The 16,686-nt window shown below is 61.3% G+C and carries 15 protein-coding genes; 11 read left to right on the top strand and 4 right to left on the bottom strand.

Annotated elements, in window-relative coordinates; all coding sequences use genetic code 11:
* Window positions 1-4 precede the first annotated feature (4 nt).
* Complete coding sequence (locus ACQ4W0_RS06380; protein ID WP_436575992.1) at window positions 5-400, bottom strand: group II truncated hemoglobin; 396 nt, start codon at window positions 398-400, stop codon at window positions 5-7.
* A 133-nt stretch (window positions 401-533) separates the two neighbouring features.
* On the opposite strand from ACQ4W0_RS06380, the gene ACQ4W0_RS06385 reads away from it, so the two are divergent.
* The 4 genes from ACQ4W0_RS06385 to ACQ4W0_RS06400 are packed head-to-tail and all read left to right on the top strand — an operon-like array spanning window position 534 to window position 2,671.
* Window positions 534-1,238 (top strand): MFS transporter, encoded by a 705-nt coding sequence (locus ACQ4W0_RS06385; RefSeq protein ID WP_436575993.1) that lies wholly within the window; start codon window positions 534-536, stop codon window positions 1,236-1,238.
* 18 nt (window positions 1,239-1,256) lie between these two features.
* A complete protein-coding gene (locus ACQ4W0_RS06390) occupies window positions 1,257-1,793 on the top strand; it encodes an MFS transporter (RefSeq protein ID WP_436575994.1) in 537 nt (178 codons plus the stop codon).
* Window positions 1,794-1,816: 23 nt separating this feature from the next.
* On the top strand, window positions 1,817-2,164 hold the full coding sequence (locus ACQ4W0_RS06395) for a GIY-YIG nuclease family protein (RefSeq protein WP_436575995.1): 348 nt from the start codon (window positions 1,817-1,819) through the stop codon (window positions 2,162-2,164).
* A 57-nt stretch (window positions 2,165-2,221) separates the two neighbouring features.
* A complete protein-coding gene (locus tag ACQ4W0_RS06400; protein WP_436575996.1) occupies window positions 2,222-2,671 on the top strand; it encodes a MarR family winged helix-turn-helix transcriptional regulator in 450 nt (149 codons plus the stop codon).
* 22 nt (window positions 2,672-2,693) lie between these two features.
* Here the strand turns inward: ACQ4W0_RS06400 and cqsA are convergent, their stop codons facing one another.
* Window positions 2,694-3,941, bottom strand: a complete 1,248-nt coding sequence (gene cqsA, locus ACQ4W0_RS06405) for an alpha-hydroxyketone-type quorum-sensing autoinducer synthase (protein WP_436575997.1) — start codon at window positions 3,939-3,941, stop codon at window positions 2,694-2,696.
* 152 nt (window positions 3,942-4,093) lie between these two features.
* On the opposite strand from cqsA, the gene ACQ4W0_RS06410 reads away from it, so the two are divergent.
* Both ACQ4W0_RS06410 and ACQ4W0_RS06415 read left to right on the top strand, forming a co-directional pair.
* A complete protein-coding gene (locus tag ACQ4W0_RS06410) occupies window positions 4,094-5,392 on the top strand; it encodes a sensor histidine kinase (RefSeq protein WP_436575998.1) in 1,299 nt (432 codons plus the stop codon).
* A gap of 3 nt (window positions 5,393-5,395) precedes the next feature.
* Window positions 5,396-6,403: a response regulator gene (locus ACQ4W0_RS06415; protein WP_436575999.1), complete on the top strand. Its 1,008-nt coding sequence runs from the start codon at window positions 5,396-5,398 to the stop codon at window positions 6,401-6,403.
* A gap of 8 nt (window positions 6,404-6,411) precedes the next feature.
* Here the strand turns inward: ACQ4W0_RS06415 and ACQ4W0_RS06420 are convergent, their stop codons facing one another.
* Together ACQ4W0_RS06420 and ACQ4W0_RS06425 are read right to left on the bottom strand one after the other, a co-directional pair.
* On the bottom strand, window positions 6,412-8,943 hold the full coding sequence (locus ACQ4W0_RS06420; protein WP_436576000.1) for an ABC transporter permease: 2,532 nt from the start codon (window positions 8,941-8,943) through the stop codon (window positions 6,412-6,414).
* 36 nt (window positions 8,944-8,979) lie between these two features.
* Window positions 8,980-10,011, bottom strand: a complete 1,032-nt coding sequence (locus ACQ4W0_RS06425) for an adenosine deaminase (protein WP_436576001.1) — start codon at window positions 10,009-10,011, stop codon at window positions 8,980-8,982.
* Here ACQ4W0_RS06425 and ACQ4W0_RS06430 point away from each other — a divergent pair.
* From ACQ4W0_RS06430 to ACQ4W0_RS06450, 5 genes are all read left to right on the top strand, one after another.
* Window positions 10,010-10,255, top strand: a complete 246-nt coding sequence (locus tag ACQ4W0_RS06430; protein ID WP_436576002.1) for a hypothetical protein — start codon at window positions 10,010-10,012, stop codon at window positions 10,253-10,255. The genes ACQ4W0_RS06425 and ACQ4W0_RS06430 overlap by 2 nt on opposite strands.
* A gap of 327 nt (window positions 10,256-10,582) precedes the next feature.
* A complete protein-coding gene (locus ACQ4W0_RS06435; protein ID WP_436576003.1) occupies window positions 10,583-12,505 on the top strand; it encodes a PrkA family serine protein kinase in 1,923 nt (640 codons plus the stop codon).
* Between the two features lie 72 nt (window positions 12,506-12,577).
* Complete coding sequence (locus tag ACQ4W0_RS06440; protein ID WP_436576004.1) at window positions 12,578-13,846, top strand: YeaH/YhbH family protein; 1,269 nt, start codon at window positions 12,578-12,580, stop codon at window positions 13,844-13,846.
* The gene (locus ACQ4W0_RS06445; RefSeq protein ID WP_436576273.1) at window positions 13,846-15,447 is read left to right on the top strand and encodes a SpoVR family protein; all 1,602 of its coding nucleotides are present in this window, start codon (window positions 13,846-13,848) and stop codon (window positions 15,445-15,447) included. Before ACQ4W0_RS06440 ends, ACQ4W0_RS06445 begins: the two co-directional genes overlap by 1 nt.
* Before the next feature lie 538 nt (window positions 15,448-15,985).
* Window positions 15,986-16,642 carry an energy transducer TonB gene (locus tag ACQ4W0_RS06450; RefSeq protein ID WP_436576005.1) on the top strand — a complete coding sequence of 219 codons (657 nt, stop codon included), beginning with the start codon at window positions 15,986-15,988 and terminating at the stop codon, window positions 16,640-16,642.
* Window positions 16,643-16,686 lie beyond the last annotated feature (44 nt).

Raw genomic sequence — 16,686 nt, forward strand, 5'->3', positions numbered from 1 at the left:
GGGATCAGTCAGGTTTGTTGCGCATCCAGTCGGCTGTCTGATAGAACGATTCCATCAGGCGCACGCGCAGGGACTCTTCGATACCCGTGTCTTCCATGGCCCAGGCCATGGCGCGCAGCCACTGGTCGCGCTCGCTGGTGCCGATGGCGTAGGGCAAATGGCGGGCGCGCAGGCGCGGGTGGCCGAATTTCTCGATATATAAATCCGGCCCACCCATCCACCCCGTCAGGAAGAAATACAGCTTGTCGCGCGAACCGTCTGTGGATGGGGGATGCATGACGCGGATGCCGGAAAATTCCGTTTCCAGTTCCATCAAGTCATAAAAACGGTCGACCATTTCGCGCAGCACGGGGGCGCCGCCGATGGTCTCGTACAGGGTGGGGGCAGTGTTCTCAGTCATGGCCGCCATGATAACGCAAGCGTCGGCGGCCCACGCAGGGCCAGCTGCCGATGCCACAATAAATGGCAATATACTTGACCACTCAAGCTTATATCAACTACCATGCAATTTCTCAAACACGGACAAGACGAGCATGCCAAGCGCTATCGACACTCCTTTGCTACGCAATAGCAACTTCCGCTGGCTGCTGGGGGGCGGCATGGTCTCCATGCTGGGCGACCAGTTCAGCATGCTGGCCCTGCCCTGGCTGGTGCTGAGCCTGACGGGCGATAGCCTCAGCCTGGGCATCGCCGTGGCCCTGATGGGCGCCCCGCGCGCCGTGCTCATCTTGCTGGGCGGCACCGTCGCCGACCGCTATTCACCCCGACGCGTGATACTGCTGAGCAAATATGCGAACGCCGCCATTTTGCTGTTGCTGGCGGCACTGCTGTTGCTGGACCAGGCCAGCCTGGCGCTGGCGTATGCGGCCGCGCTGGCGCTGGGTATCACTTCCGCCTTCGCCATCCCGGCCGGCACGGCCATTCTGCCGCAGGCCGTGCCGCTGCAATCGTTGCAAAAAGCCAATGGCTTGCAAATGGGCGCGCGCCAGTTGTCCTTGCTGGCCGGCCCCCTGATGGCTGCGCTGGTGCTCGGCTCTCACGATGGCGCGCAGCAAACCCCCATGGCAGCGCTGGCCGCCGCCTTTGCCATCGATGCGCTGACGTTCCTGTTCTCCGCCTGGACCTTGCGGCAAGTCAGCCTGCGGCCACTGGCAGCCGCCGCCACGGCGCAAGGCATGTGGCGCGACACGGCGGCGGGCCTGGCCTTGGTGTGGCGCGACATTCCCTTGCGCAGTTGATATGCCTACTGGGCGGTGGTGGCCTTCTTCGTCATGGGACCGCTGCAGGTGGCCTTGCCCGTGCTGGCCAGCGAACGCCTGCACGGTGCCGCAGCGCTGGGACTGCTGATGGGCGCGCACGGCGCCGGCACCCTGGCCGGCATGCTGGCCTCCAGCCTGGGCGGCGCCTGGCTGCGCCGGCGTTTCGGCGCCACCCTGCTGCTCGTCGACGCGGTGGTGGGCTGCCTGCTGATGGTGCTGGGGCAAATCAGCACAGCCTGGCAAGGCGCAGCCTTGCTGGCCGTCACAGGCATGCTGGGTGGCTACTTGCAGGTCGCCATCTTTACGTGGATACAGCGGCGCGTGGCACCCGCCATGCTGGGCCGGGCCATGGCCCTGTTCATGGGCATCTTCCTGGGCTTGGCCCCCCTGTCGGCGGCGGCAACGGGCGCGCTGCTACGCCACCTGAGCGTGGGTGAGCTGTTCTGCAGCGGCGGCGCCCTGCTGCTGGCGGCAGCCGTGGCGGCGGCACTCTTCACCACCATCCCGCGCATCGCCGGAGCAGAAACGATTTGAACGAACAATAGCATAAATACAACATGGACAAGACACGACAAACAACATTGAAGGCACACTACCGGCAACAGCCACCGCCGCTGGGCATCATCGCCCTGCGGCACCTGCCCAGCGGACGGACCTTGCTCGAATGCAGCCGTAACGCGCCCGGCATGCTGAACCGGCACCGCTTCGAACTGAACCTGGGCAAACACCGCAATGCTCTGCTGCAGGCGGACTGGCGGCGCGACGGCGCGGCGGCCTTTTCCTGCGAGATCATCGACACCGTCAGGCTGCCCGACGATCCCGCCTTCGATGCGGATGCCGAGCTGGCCGCCCTGCTGGCCCTGCACCGCGCACAGTGGCTGGAACAGGGGCAGCCACTGTATTGAGCAGGTTTGCTTTACACTTGCGCACTCAAGCACTGCGCAGTCAACATAAAGAAAACCATGAACGATCACACTCCCCCGTCGCCGGACAGCGATGGCGCGCTGGACTTTTTCCTGCGCCTGGCGCGCGCCCAGGCACTCATCGTGCGCCGCTTCGACAGCGCCCTGGGCAATGTGCATGGTCTGAGCTTCAGCGACTATCAATTGCTGTATCAGCTGCAGCGCGCACCCGGTGCGCGCCTGCGCCGCATCGACTTGGCCGAACGCCTGGCGTTGACGGCCTCGGGCGTCACGCGCTCCTTGATGCCGCTGGAAAAAATCGGCTTGGTGGTGCGCCAGGCCGATGTGCGCGACGCGCGCGTGGGCTATGCCGTGCTGACTGCCGCCGGCCAGGAATTGCTGGGACATGCCAGCGCCACCGCGCATGCGGTGGGCCGCGAATTGCTGCAGGACGCCCCGGCAGAGCAGCTGGCAGCGCTATCGGCCATCCTGGGCAGGCTGGCCGGCTGACACCGCCAACCCCCGCCGCCGCTTACACGAGCGCCAGCTTGCGCAAGCGCCGTGTCGACTGCCAGTGTTCCACGCCCACTTCGGCGCGCACCGCCGCGCAGGCGGCCAGCAGCCTGGCGATGCCCGTCTCGTCGAGTCCCGCGTTGAGGGTCAGCCGCACGAGGGCGCGGTTCTTCGCCGTTGCCGGGGCGCAGAACATGGCGCCGTAAATGCCATGCCGCTCCAGCGCCTGGCGCAGGGCCAGGGTGGCCGGTTCGCCACCCGCTTCCAGCGCCACGATCTGTTCCGTGCCGTCGCTGACGTTGTAGCCGAGCGCGCTCAAACCCTCGCGCACCTGCACCGTGTGGCGCCGCAAAATGGCGCGGCGCGCGTCGGCGGCCATGATGAAATCGAGCGCCGCGTCCAGCCATGCCAGCTCGTGCGCCAGCAGGCAGGAGCTGAAGATGGCAGGACGCGATTCAGACAAGAAATATCCCTTGAAGCGGCTGGAACAACTGATGAAACCGGCGCGTCCCGCGAAGGCCTTGGCCAGCGACGCCGTGCGGAAATGCACGCGGTGGCCCAGGCCCCAGGCTTCCACCAGGCCCGCGCCTTGCGGACCATGCGTGCCCAGCGAGTGGGACTCGTCGACCACCACCACGCAGTCGCTGCGCTCGGCAATGTCCAGCAGTTCCAGCAGCGGCGCCAGGCTGCCGTTGGTACTGTACAGGGCATCGACGACGATCACGCCGCGGCCATGTTTTTCCACTTGCCGCCGCAGGTGCGCCATGTCATTGTGCAAGAAGGCGACGGCCTGGGCCTGCGCCGACAGCACGCCTTCCCACAGCGAGGCATGGGCCTGCATGTCCAGGTAGACGGGGATGCCGGGGCCGGCGATACACTGCAGCAAGCCGACATTGGCCGCCATGCCGGACTGCGCCAGAATGCCGTCCTCGCAGCCCATGAAGCGGGCCAGCCGGCTTTCCAGCCGATGCTGTTCGCTGCCTTCCTGCAAGTACACGGCCGACATCAGCATGCCGCCCGCGTTCGCCTGCAGGGAAGCCACCTGGGCCGCCACCAGCGCCGGCTCGGCGGCGATGGAAAGATAGTCATTACCCGCCAGAAAAATGGCATGGGCGGGTGTCGGTTGCCAGGCGTGGGGATGCTGGCCACCCAGCAGTTTTTCAATGCGCGTGACGTGATGCGCATCCATGCGCCGCACGATGTAGTCGGGCAGGCAATGTTCGGCGCGGGCGAAGGATGGGGCGTGCAGGCTGGTAGCGATAGTCATGGTTTTTCTCCTGGGGAAAGGTTTGCTGCGGATTAAAGCCTTGACCGTGTTGCCAACTCATCCATTGACGTATATCAATGTCCGGCGAGATAACCGTACAAGCAAGAAAAATTACGCGATGATAATGTTCTGAAGAGAATCAAGGCAGAGTCATGACGCAGCAATGGCAAGGAGGATGGACACACTGGCGCAGGCGCCTGCTCCATTCGCTGCTACATGAACGCGTGCCGCATGAAAACCTGGCCAGCCGCGTCGCCATGCTGGCCGCCGTGGGCACGGTGGCCATGCCGCTGTACTACCTGCTGTGGCAATTTTTTTTCCCACAAGCCTATGAAAACCTGACCCTGCGCCTGACGGGCGTGGGCATCTGCGTGGCCGGCTTGTTTGCGCGCCGCTTCTCGGTCCGCTGGCTGTCGCGCTACCTGCTGTTCGCGCTCAGCTACATCCTGCCCTTCTTCTTTACCTTCATGTTTCTGATGAATCACGCCTCGTCCATCTGGAGCCAGTCGCTGCTGATCGGCCTGGTGGTGCTGTTTCATTTCGACACGGGACTGGCCTGCCGCGCCTACCTGATCGGCACGGGTGCCGCCTGCTTGGCCGTCATCCTGCAAGGGGAAGGCGCCTACCTGCTGCAGCCTGAAGTGCTGCAGCAATTGCCCGTGCACTGGTTCACCATCGCCGCGCTGTCCGTGGTGAAAGTGGGCAGCAAAGTACTGGAACGGGAACGGCTGGCGGGCATGGCGGCCGGGCTCGGTTCCGTGGCGCACGAACTGCGCACGCCGCTGACCAGCGTGGAAGCGAATGTGCGGGGCATGCGCCGGCTGCTGCCGCAGCTGGCTGGCCAGGCGGACGACATACCGCCGCTGCAGGATGCCCTGTCGCGTATCCAGTTCGAAGTGCGCCACATGCAACACATGATCGACTTGTTCCTGATGAGCGCCAGTGCCGTGAACCGCAACCTGCAGCCCAGCCAGTCGCTCTCGATGCTGGCGATGGTGAACGCCGTGCTCAAACGCTACCCGTTTACCGGCAAGCTGCAGCGGGCCAGCGTCACGGTGGACGTGCGCACCGACTTCCAGTTCGCCGGCCAGGACGAACTGTGCGTGGTGATCCTGCTGAACCTGCTGAGAAATGCGCTGAAAGCCATCCAGCGGGCCGGCAAGGGCCGCGTGCGCATCATCATCGACGGCGCCCGCCCTGTGCCCAGGCTGCTGTTCATCGACACGGGCTGCGGCATCGCGCCGGCCCGCCTGCCGTTGATCTTCGAGCGTTTTTATTCCTATCCCGTGCATAACGGCAGCGGCATCGGCCTGGCACTGTGCCGGCAGATCGTCACCGCCTGGCAAGCGCGCATCCGCTGCGTATCGCGCGAGCATGCCTATGCGATCTTCATCCTGGAATTTCCCCAACCCCTGCCTGCCCGCTTCCAACCCTCTTCTCCCGCAAGGTGACGCATGCAACTGCCCGTCTACACCCATCCGACCCTGACCGTATTGATCGACGACAGCGATTCCTTCCTGAAAAGCCTGGCGTTCCAGCTCGATCCCGGCCTGGCGCGCAAGACTTTCCACGACACCAGCAGCGCGCTGCACTGGTTGCGCCACAGCACGCAACTGGGCGAAACGCCACTGCACGTCAATTTCGACACGCAAAACCTGCCGCCCGACCAGTGCAACGTGGCGCTCGATCTCGAACGCATCTGGCGCATCAGCGGCCAGGCGCAGCGCTTTGCCGTACCGTCCGTGCTGGTGGTCGATTATTCGATGCCGCAAATGAATGGCCTGGAATTCTGCCAGGCCGTGCGCGACTTGCCGTGCAAGAAGATTTTATTTACAGGGGCGGCCGATGAAAAAGTGGCCGTGACAGCCTTCAACCGGGGCTTGATCGACCGCTACATCAAGAAGAGCGACGACGATGCGCTCGATATCCTGGAACAGGAAATCCATGCCCTGCAACGCGAATTCTTCCTGCAGCAGTCGGACACCGTGCGCGACTTGCTATTGCTGCACGACTACAGTTTCCTGCAAGACGAAGCCCTGGCTACCGTCGTGCACGAGCTGTGCCGGCGCCATGGCTTCGTCGAGTTTTACATCTTTCCCAATCCCAGCGGCATCCTGTTCTTCACGCGCGATGGCCACGCCAAGCTGATGATCATCGAGACGGAACGCAGCCTGCACACGCAGTACGAAATGGCGCGCGACAGCGACGCACCGGAATCCTTGCTGCTGGCCCTGCTGGAAATGCGCGTGATCCCGTATTTTTCGGACGCCGACAGCGATGGCATGTATGCGGCGCACATCGGCGAAAACTGGTTCCGCTACTGCGCCGCGCCCACCATCTGCCTGGGCCGCGTGACATATTTCTGGGCCCTGTTCGACGTGCCGGCGCACCAGCTGGGGCAGCCAGTCATGTCCTACGCGCAATTTCTGCGCGCGGGCGCGGGCGACAGCGTCAACGCGTAGTTGGCAACTTAGCCTTCCCGCAGCGTTTGCAGCGGCGGATGTTTCAAGACATTGCGCAAGCCCAGCCAGCCGCCGGCGATCGCGCACAGGGCGCCGGCCAGCAGGCCGAAGGCCCACACGCCCGGCGCGAAGCTCCAGGCGAACTTGAACTGGTAGGTGGCCAGGGCCCAGCCCATGGCAGCCGCGCCCGTCGCCGCCAGCAAGCCGGCCAGCGCGCCGACGAGCGAAAATTCGATCAGCTGCGCCTGCGCCAGCTGGCGCCGCGTGGCGCCCAGCGCGCGCAGCAGGCCCGCTTCGCGCGTGCGCTCGTCCTGCGAGCCCATCAAGGCCGCATACAGCACCAGCAAGCCCGACGCCAGGGTAAAGGCGAAGAGGAATTCGACGGCCGTGACCACCTGGTCCAGCACGCCCTGAATTTGCTTGAGCACGCCACCCACGTCCACCACCGTCAGGTTCGGATAGTCGCGCAGCAAGGCATTGCCCAGGTCCGCCTGCGCGGGCGGCAGGTGGAAGGCCGTGATCCACGTCTGCGGCGTGTCCGCCATGGCGGCCGGGTTGATGATGACAAAGAAATTGACGCGCATCGAACCCCATTCCAGCTTGCGCAGGCTGGTAATGGCCGCTTCCACGGGCTGGCCGGCGATGTCGAAGCGCAGCTTGTCGCCCAGTTTCAGTTTCAATGTCTTGGCGATGCCCTCTTCCACCGATGCTTCTGCCGGCGCACCGGGCGCATTGCTGAACCATTTGCCGGCGACCAGCTTGTTTTCCTCCTGCATGCTGGCCATCGTCGACAGGTTGAATTCGCGGTCGGCCAGGCCTTTGGCGCGGTCGTCCTCGTAGGTGGTTTCCGTGATGGCGTTGCCATTCACGGCCACCAGGCGCCCGCGTATCATCGGATACAAAGGCGCATTGGCCACGCCGGCCTGCGCCAGGCGCGCGGCGATCGGGTCTTTTTGCTCGGGCAGGATATTGATCATGAAGCGGTTCGGCGCGTCCGGCGGCGTGGCATTGCGCCAGGCCACCATCAAGTCGCCGCGCACCATCGTCAGCAGCAGCAAGGCCATCAGGCCCAAGGCCAGCGACACCACCTGGATCACGGTGGCGCCCGGACGCCGCTGCAATGACGTGACGGCGAAGCGCCAGCCCTGATGGTTGAAAACGCCGCGCAAGGATTTCAGCGACTTGATGCCCAGCCAGCCGGCCAGGCCGAACAGCGCGAAGCCGCCCAGGAAGCCGGCCGCCGTCAGCAGCGCCAGTTTCACATCGCCCGCCTGCCACAAGAGCAGCACGACGAAGGCGGCGATGCCCAGGCCATACGTGGCCAGGGCCAGCGCCTGCGGCGGCTCCTGTTCGCGGCGGATCACCCGATTATGGGGAACATTGCGCAACTGCAAAATCGGCGGCAGGGCAAAGCCCAGTAGTAATAACATGCCGGTGGCCACGCCCTGCAGGGCGGGCAGCATGGAAACGGGCGGCAAATCGCTCTGCACCAGCTTGCCCAACAGCTCCAGCAGCACCAGGTGGCCGCCGAAGCCCACCATCACGCCGACCACGCTGCCGGCCAGGCCCACCAATAAAAACTCGATCACGTACATGGCCGTGACCTGGTTTTGCGTCAAGCCCAGGCAGCGCAGCATGGCGCAGGCATCCAGGTGGCGCAGCATGAAGCGGCGCGCCGCCATGGCCACGGCGACAGCGGCCAGCATGGCCGACAGCAAGCCGACCAGCGAAAGAAAACGGTCGGCGCGGTCCAAGGTCGATTGCATCTGCGGGCTGCCCGATTCCAGCGATTCGATGCGCACGCCCTTGATGGCCTGCGTCTTGATCTGGCTTTCCAGCCAGGCTTGATATTGCGCAAGCTCGGCCGCCTTGGCCGGCGACGCCGACAGCAGCAAGCGGTAAGACACGCGCGAGCCGTTCTGCACCAGCGCCGTGGCCGCCAGGTCGGACAGGGGCAGCATCACGCGCGGGGCGAAGTTCAAAAAGGAGGCGCCCCGGTCCGGTTCGCTGGCGATCAGTTGCGTGACCGTAAAGGCCTTGTCGCCCAGTGTCACGGTGTCGCCCAGCTTGGCGTTCAGGCTGGACAGAATTGCCGCATCGACCCACAGGGTGCCCGGCGCGGGCACCTGGCTGGTCGGCTGACCGACGGCATCCTGCGCCTCGCTGGTGCTGGTCGTGATTTTCAGCTTGCCGCGCTGCGGGTAGCCGGGCGAGACGGCCTTGATGGACGCCAGTTGCGAGCTCGATTGCTCGCCCGCTCCCGCCTGCGCCATGCTGGGGAAGGTCACCGTGTCGGCCAAAGTAAAACCGCGCTTCTGCGCTTCGGCGCGCCAGGCCGCATTGACGGGCTGGTCGGCGCTGATGACCAGGTCGGCCCCCAGCAACTGGTGCGCATCGCGGTTCAGGCCCGCACGCAGGCGGTCGACGAAGAAGCCCACGGCCGACAGGGCCGCCACGGCCACGATCAGCGCGACGAGCAAGAAACGCAGTTGCCCGGCGCGCCAGTCGCGGCCGGTCATTTTCAGGGAGAGGCGGAGCATGGGCGGCGGGTCTTTATAAACGTGGTTAGTGATGCGTTACTGCGCTATGCCGTGGGCGGCGGCGTGCTGCGCGAAATACGCATCGACGGTGGCGAGGAAGGCGTCTTTTTGCGCCTGCGGCAGGAAGGCGGCGATGAAACCGTTGCGCGCCAGGCGCTGCGCGTGGGACAGGCCCAGCGGCAAGGCATCGAAAATGGCGTCGAAATTGTCGTTCATGTAGCCGCCGAAGTAGGCGGGATCGTCCGAGTTCACCGTCACCAGCAGGCCGGCGTCGAGCAGTTGCACCAGGTTATGGTCATGCATCTGGTCAAACACGCGCAGCTTGGTGTTCGACAACGGGCAGACGGTCAGCGCGATTTGTTCGCGCGCCAGGCGGGCCGTCAGTTCCGCGTCTTCCAGGCAGCGCACGCCATGGTCGATGCGTTCGACGTGCAAGTCGTCGAGCGCCGTGCGGATGTAGGCCGGCGGACCTTCCTCGCCCGCGTGGGCCACCAGGTGCAGGCCCAGCTCGCGGCAACGGGCAAACACGCGCGAGAATTTCTCGGGCGGGTTGCCCACTTCCGAGGAATCGAGGCCGATGCCGATGAATTTGTCGCGGTGCGGCAAGGCGTCTGCCAGAGTGTCGAAGGCTTCTTCCTCGCTCAGGTGGCGCAGGAAACACAGGATCAGGGCCGCGCTGACGGGGCTGTCCTGGCAAGCGCGGTGAATACCATTCACAACATCAGCCATCGCCACGCCGCGCGCCGTGTGCGTTTGCGGGTCGAAGAAGATTTCCGTGTGCAGCACGTTATCGGCTTCGGCGCGGCGCAGATAGGCTTGCGTCATGTCATAGAAATCCTGCTCTTTCAAGAGCACGCTTGCGCCAGCGTAATAAATGTCGAGAAAAGACTGCAAATCCGTAAAAGCATAGGCGCTGCGCAAGTGTTCCACCGATTCATAGCCGAGCGGCACGCCATTGCGCGCTGCCAGTGCGAAAATCAGTTCTGGCTCCAGCGAGCCTTCGATATGGATATGCAGTTCGGCCTTCGGCATGCCGCGGACGATCGCGCGCAATTGGGGGTTCATCATGGGTGTTCCTTATAGGGTGACGATAAAAGTGCTGGCACGCGCACGCGCGGCGCGCAGGGCCATCAGACATGCAGGCATCTTAGCGCAAGATGGCCGGCCTCACCGGCGCCCGGCCGCCATGGCACTGGCAGCGGCGGCCGCATGGCCGGTACCGGCACGCGCTGGCGAATTGTCGTATGATGGTTTAAAAGGTACAAAAAAGTTCATTGAAATCGATGAAAAATTTGATGATTTATCCAATTAAATCAACAATTTACAAACAAGTATTAAGGATATGCTGACATATCTTTTGACTTCCTGATCCTTTAGAGCAATAATTAATTTCATGGGGTAAAGGTAGGTGCAATAAGCGCTATCAACAGTGAAAAAAAGCCGGCTGGCCACGTCAGCGCACGGCATCAAGCGCCAGTTTTTTGGTCCGGGCAATCCGGACTCGCAAAGACAGCCGGGCTTGAAACAACAATAAAAATCGGTACGGGGTACAGGAAAAGTTCAGACGGCAAGCCCAGGCGAGTGCCAGGCGGGCGGCCATGGTGACTGGCAGTACAGGTTTACATTAAAGGACATTGACATGACCATTTTTGATAACTATGCAGCACGCTACGAGCGCACCCGCGAAGAGGAAATGTCGCTCACCGAATACCTGGCCCTGTGCAAGAAGGACAAGCTGACCTATGCCAGCGCGCCCGAACGCATGCTGGCCGCCATCGGCGAACCGCAACTGGTCGATACGCGCAACGATACGCGCTTGTCGCGCATCTTCGCCAACAAGATCATCAAGATCTATCCCGCCTTCCGCGAGTTCTACGGCACCGAGGAAGTGATCGAGCAAGTCGTCTCGTATTTCCGCCACGCAGCGCAAGGCCTGGAAGAACGCAAGCAGATCCTGTATCTGCTGGGGCCGGTCGGCGGCGGCAAGTCGTCGATTGCGGAAAAACTCAAGGCGCTGATGGAGCACGTGCCCTTCTATTGCCTGAAAGGCTCGCCCGTCAACGAATCGCCGCTGGGCTTGTTCAACGAGGAAGAGGACGGCACCATCCTGGAAGAGGATTACGGCATCCCGCGCCGCTACCTGCGCAGCATCCCCAGCCCGTGGGCCGTCAAGCGCCTGCATGAATACAATGGCGACATCAACCAGTTCCGCGTCGTCAAGCGCTACCCGTCCGTGCTGAAACAGATCGCCATCTCGAAGACGGAGCCGGGCGATGAAAACAACCAGGATATTTCCTCGCTGGTGGGCAAGGTCGACATCCGCAAGCTGGAAGACTATGCGCAGGACGACCCGGACGCCTACAGCTATTCGGGCGGCCTGTGCCTGGCCAACCAGGGCTTGATGGAATTCGTGGAAATGTTCAAGGCCCCCATCAAGGTCCTGCACCCCTTGCTGACGGCCACGCAGGAAGGCAATTACAAGGGCACGGAAGGTTTTGGCGCGATTCCGTTCGACGGCATCATCCTGGCCCACTCGAACGAGTCGGAATGGAAGACCTTTAAAAACAACCGCAACAACGAGGCCTTCCTTGACCGCATCTATATCGTCAAGGTGCCGTACTGCCTGCGCGTGACCGATGAAATCAAGATTTACGACAAGCTGGTGGCCAATTCCTCGCTGGTCAAGGCCCCGTGCGCGCCCGGCACCCTGCGCATGATGGCGCAGTTCGCCATCCTGTCGCGCCTGAAAGACCCGGAAAACTCCAGCATTTTCTCGAAGATGCTCGTCTACGATGGCGAAAACCTCAAGGATACGGACCCGAAAGCCAAGTCCATGCACGAATACGTCGATTACGCGGGCGTGGACGAGGGCATGAACGGTCTGTCGACGCGTTTTGCCTTCAAGATCCTGTCAAAAGTGTTCAACTTTGACAATTCCGAAGTGGCCGCCAATCCCGTGCACTTATTATATGTACTGGAACAGCAGGTCGAGCGCGAGCAGTTCGCGCCGGAACTCGAACAGCGCTACTTCTCCTATATTAAAGAGCACCTGGCGCAGCGCTATGTGGAATTCATCGGCAAGGAGATCCAGACGGCTTACCTGGAAAGCTATTCGGAATACGGCCAGAACATTTTCGACCGCTATGTGACGTTTGCCGATTTCTGGATACAGGACCAGGAATACCGCGATCCGGACACGGGCGAAAGTTTCGACCGCGAATCGCTGAACAATGAACTGGAAAAGATCGAGAAGCCGGCGGGCATTTCCAATCCGAAGGACTTCCGCAATGAAATCGTGAACTTCGGGCTGCGCGCGCGGGCCTCGAATGGCGGCAAGAATCCTGCCTGGACCAGTTATGAAAAGTTCCGCACCGTGATCGAAAAGAAAATGTTTTCGAATACGGAGGAATTGCTGCCCGTGATTTCCTTCAATGCCAAGGCCAGCGCCGACGATGCCAACAAGCACGCCGACTTCGTGGCCCGCATGGTGGAAAAAGGCTATACGGCCAAGCAGGTACGCCTGTTATGCGAATGGTACTTGCGCGTACGCAAGTCATCCTAGCGCGGACAGCGGAGGCGCGCTCCCGCCCGGCGACTGGCGGGGCGCGCAAGACGAGAGGCAAGGAGGCACCCTTTGACATACCTCATCGACAGGCGCTTGCAAAGCAAGAATAAATCCGCCGTCAACCGCGAGCGTTTCCTGCGGCGTTACAAGGGCCAGATCAAGGATGCCGTGGGACGCGCCATCAAGGGGCGCTCGATCACGGACGTCGAGAATGGCGAGAAGGTCAGCATCCCCGTCAAGGACGTGGGCGAACCGTCGTTCGGCCACGCGCATGGCGGCGTGTGGGAAGTGGTCAATCCCGGCAACAAGGAATACCTGAAAGGCGACCAGATCGCCCGCCCGAAAGGCGGCGGTGGCGGCGGGCGGGGCAAGGCGGGCAACAGCGACGAGACGACGGAAGACGACTTCATCTTCGAATTGTCGCGCGAAGAATTCATGAATTATTTCTTCGAGGATTTGGAATTGCCGCACATGGTGAAAACCCAGTTGACGGCCACCACGGAATTCAAGAACCAGCGCGCCGGCTACAATATGTCGGGCACGCCATCGAACATCCATGTGCTGCGCTCCCTGCGCGGCGCGCTGGGGCGGCGCATCGCCGTGGGCGGCGGCGCCCGCAAGCAGCTGGCAAGGGCCGAGGAAGACCTGGCCGCCCTGCTGCACGAAGGCGCACCCGACAGCGACCCGCTGGTGGTGGAGCTGCGCCGCCTGATTCACCACCTGCATACGCGCTTGCTGGCGATCCCCTTCATCGACCCGTTCGACTTGCGCTACAGCAACCGCATCAAGGTGCCCAAGCCCATGACGCAAGCCGTCATGTTCTGCATCATGGACGTCTCCGGTTCCATGGACGAATCGCGCAAGGACACGGCCAAGCGCTTCTTCATCCTCTTATATCTGTTCCTCAAGCGCGCCTACGACAAGATCGAGGTCGTCTTCATCCGCCACCATACGGCGGCGGCGGAAGTGGACGAGCATGAATTCTTCAATTCGCGCGAATCGGGCGGCACCGTGGTGTCTTCCGCCCTGCACTTGCTCAATACCATCATCGACGAGCGCTATGGCGCCGGGCAATGGAACAGCTATGTGGCACAGGCGTCCGACGGCGACAACTGGGACAACGATTCCGTGCTGTGCCGCCAGTTGCTGATCACCACCATCATGCCCAAGGTGCAGTACTACACTTATGTCGAGATCACCGATGGCCCGCAGCAAAACCTGTGGGAGCAATATGCGGGCGTGCTCGACCATCATGCCCATTTCGCCATGCAAAAGATCGTCACGCCGGCCGATATCTACCCGGTCTTCCGCGAACTGTTCAAAAAACAGGTGAAATGATGAGTGCAGCCTTTGACCGCGCCAGCAACACCCCGGGCGAACCGTTCGTGCGCCTGCGCCACCCGAACGCCCTGCCCGAGCAATCGGAATGGACGTTCGAGCTGATCGAGCAAATCCACGAGGAAATCCGCCGCGTGGCGAAACAGTTCGGCCTCGATACCTATCCGAACCAGCTGGAAATCATCACGGCCGAGCAGATGATGGATGCCTACACCTCGGTCGGCATGCCCGTCTCTTACAACCACTGGTCGTTCGGCAAGCATTTTCTTTCCACCGAGAAAAGCTACAAGCGAGGCCAGATGGGCCTGGCCTACGAGATCGTCATCAACTCGAACCCGTGCATCGCCTATTTAATGGAGGAAAACAGCCTGACCATGCAGTCGCTGGTGATCGCGCATGCGGCCTATGGCCACAACTCCTTCTTCAAGGGCAACTATCTGTTCCGCGCCTGGACGGATGCCGATGCCATCATCGACTATATGGTGTTTGCCAAGAATTACATCGCCGAATGCGAGCAGCGCCATGGCGTCGATGCGGTGGAATTGCTGCTCGACTCTTGCCACGCCATCCAGAACTATGGCGTGGACCGCTACAAGCGCCCGGCGAAACTGTCGATGGCGAAGGAATATGCTCGCCAGAAAGAGCGCGAAGCGTATGTGCAGTCGCAGATCAACCAGCTGTGGCGCACCCTGCCCCGGCGTGAAGATGACGAGGACGAGGACGACCAGCGCAAGGCCGCCCCCCGCTTTCCGCCCGAACCCGAGGAAAACCTGCTGTACTTTATAGAGAAGTACGCGCCGCTGCTGGAACCGTGGCAGCGCGAGATGGTGCGCATCGTGCGCAAGATTTCCCAGTATTTCTATCCGCAGCGGCAAACCCAGGTGATGAACGAGGGTTGGGCCACCTTCTGGCATTACACGATATTGAACCAGTTATATGACGAAGGCGTGGTGGGCGACGGCTTCATGATGGAATTTCTGAAAAGCCATACCAACGTGGTCTATCAGCCGCCCATCGACAGCCCCTACTACAGTGGCATCAACCCGTATGCGCTGGGTTTTGCCATGATGAGCGACATCCGCCGCATCTGCGAGCATCCGACCGACGAAGACCGCGCCTGGTTCCCCGACATCGCCGGCAGCGACTGGCGCAAGAGCCTGGACTTTGCCATGCGCAATTTCAAGGATGAAAGCTTTATCGCTCAGTATTTGTCACCGCAGCTGATCCGCGAATTCCATTTCTTTGCCGTGCTCGACGACGACAAGAATGAAAAACTGGCCATTTCCGCCATCCACGACGATGCCGGCTACCGCTACGTGCGCCAGCAGCTGGCCGAACAGTACAACCTGGGCAACCGCGAGCCGAATATCCAGGTCTGGTCCGTCAATACGCGCGACGACCGCGCATTGACCCTGCGCCACACGCAATTCCTGCGCCGTCCGCTGAACCAGCAGGCCGCCGAAGTGCTCAAGCACGTGGCGCGGCTGTGGGGCTTCGATGTGCACCTTGATACGGTCGATCCGCAGGGCGTAGTCCTGGGCACCCTGAATTGCCGGCGCGAGAAGCGCAACCGGCGCGACGATGCGCCGGCACGGCCATAAGTGATCTTATTGATAATTATTTTGGCAAGAACATAAGCGCATGCTATGCCACCATAGGAATTCCATATGGCCTGGCAACGTCGAAACGGCCGCCAGGAACGTCTTTTTTGACCTGGGTGAAGTTCCTTTCGCACCCGATTGGTGCGCGCCCATGACTAAGTGGTCTGGTTCCGAGGCAAAATATTTCTCCTTGGAAATATTTTTCTCCAAATTTAGCGGTTTCCATATTCAATATCACGAAATATAATTCCGCCATATGGGCACATCGGAGAACTTAGCAGTGGTAGCCCAAAACGGCTGTAAAAAACCGATAAGACCGCCTTTTTTTATGTCCGAAAGCGTGCAAAGATGACATAAGCAAGTACGTTTTCAGGGCGCAAAAGCGCCAAAAATTTAACCGGTTTTAGGCGTTAAAAATCTGTGTAAAATAAAGAATTCGTATGTATAATTCGGCGACGTCCCGGATACGGCTGGAGCTTTGTGTCGTCATTTTGGGGTTCAGTTGCAAGACAAGAGATGGTATTTGGAGAAAGCAGGCATGAATTTTTCGAACGAGAAAAGTCCCAAGAACTACACAGGCATCACTGTCGTTGTCCTGCTGCACGTTCTCGCGGCTTACGGGATCGCGACGGGCTTGGGCAAGCGGTTGGTCACCAAAATGATGGAACCGGTTGAAACCAAGATTATCGAGGAAGTCAAACCGCCTCCACCGAAGGATCTTCCACCGCCACCACCGCCGCCAGAAATGAAGGCGCCACCGCCGCCATTCATTCCGCCAGTCGAGGTGAACGTGCAGCAGCCGCCACCACAGCAGAACGTGATTGCAAATGCGACTGCCGTGAAGCCAGCCACGAATGTATTGGCACCGCCAACGGCGCCTGCACAGCCTGCGCCAACTCCTGGACCAGCCAAATCGGTGCGTACACCGGCCGTGGTTGACTTCAGTGTCTGCGAAAAACCGGCTTATCCAAAGTCGTCGCAGCGCAATGAGGAAACCGGTGTAGTGACACTGTCGTTCCTGATCGGTGTAGACGGCAAGGTCGCTGATTCGAAGATCGTGAAGTCCAGCGGCTTCAGAGACCTCGACAAAGCCGCGGTGCAAGGTATCAGCCGCTGTACATTTAAGCCGGCAACAGTTGACGGCAAGCCGGAACAAGGCTGGCAGCAAATGCAATACGTTTGGTCGCTGGATTAAAACCCGAGATAGTTATCCCCTGTCTCACACTATGATTTCGTTGT

This window comes from Janthinobacterium breve, from assembly GCF_051380895.1.
Lineage (GTDB): Bacteria > Pseudomonadota > Gammaproteobacteria > Burkholderiales > Burkholderiaceae_D > Janthinobacterium.

Bases quoted from the DNA above. Each gene is read 5' to 3' on its own strand.
- ACQ4W0_RS06380 (WP_436575992.1), bottom strand. From the start codon at position 400: ATGACTGAGAACACTGCCCCCACCCTGTACGAGACCATCGGCGGCGCC.
- ACQ4W0_RS06385 (WP_436575993.1), top strand. From the start codon at position 534: ATGCCAAGCGCTATCGACACTCCTTTGCTACGCAATAGCAACTTCCGC.
- ACQ4W0_RS06395 (WP_436575995.1), top strand. From the start codon at position 1,817: ATGGACAAGACACGACAAACAACATTGAAGGCACACTACCGGCAACAG.
- ACQ4W0_RS06400 (WP_436575996.1), top strand. From the start codon at position 2,222: ATGAACGATCACACTCCCCCGTCGCCGGACAGCGATGGCGCGCTGGAC.
- cqsA (WP_436575997.1), bottom strand. From the start codon at position 3,941: ATGACTATCGCTACCAGCCTGCACGCCCCATCCTTCGCCCGCGCCGAA.
- ACQ4W0_RS06410 (WP_436575998.1), top strand. From the start codon at position 4,094: ATGACGCAGCAATGGCAAGGAGGATGGACACACTGGCGCAGGCGCCTG.
- ACQ4W0_RS06415 (WP_436575999.1), top strand. From the start codon at position 5,396: ATGCAACTGCCCGTCTACACCCATCCGACCCTGACCGTATTGATCGAC.
- ACQ4W0_RS06420 (WP_436576000.1), bottom strand. From the start codon at position 8,943: ATGCTCCGCCTCTCCCTGAAAATGACCGGCCGCGACTGGCGCGCCGGG.
- ACQ4W0_RS06430 (WP_436576002.1), top strand. From the start codon at position 10,010: ATGGGTGTTCCTTATAGGGTGACGATAAAAGTGCTGGCACGCGCACGC.
- ACQ4W0_RS06425 (WP_436576001.1), bottom strand. From the start codon at position 10,011: ATGATGAACCCCCAATTGCGCGCGATCGTCCGCGGCATGCCGAAGGCC.
- ACQ4W0_RS06435 (WP_436576003.1), top strand. From the start codon at position 10,583: ATGACCATTTTTGATAACTATGCAGCACGCTACGAGCGCACCCGCGAA.
- ACQ4W0_RS06445 (WP_436576273.1), top strand. From the start codon at position 13,846: ATGAGTGCAGCCTTTGACCGCGCCAGCAACACCCCGGGCGAACCGTTC.
- ACQ4W0_RS06450 (WP_436576005.1), top strand. From the start codon at position 15,986: ATGAATTTTTCGAACGAGAAAAGTCCCAAGAACTACACAGGCATCACT.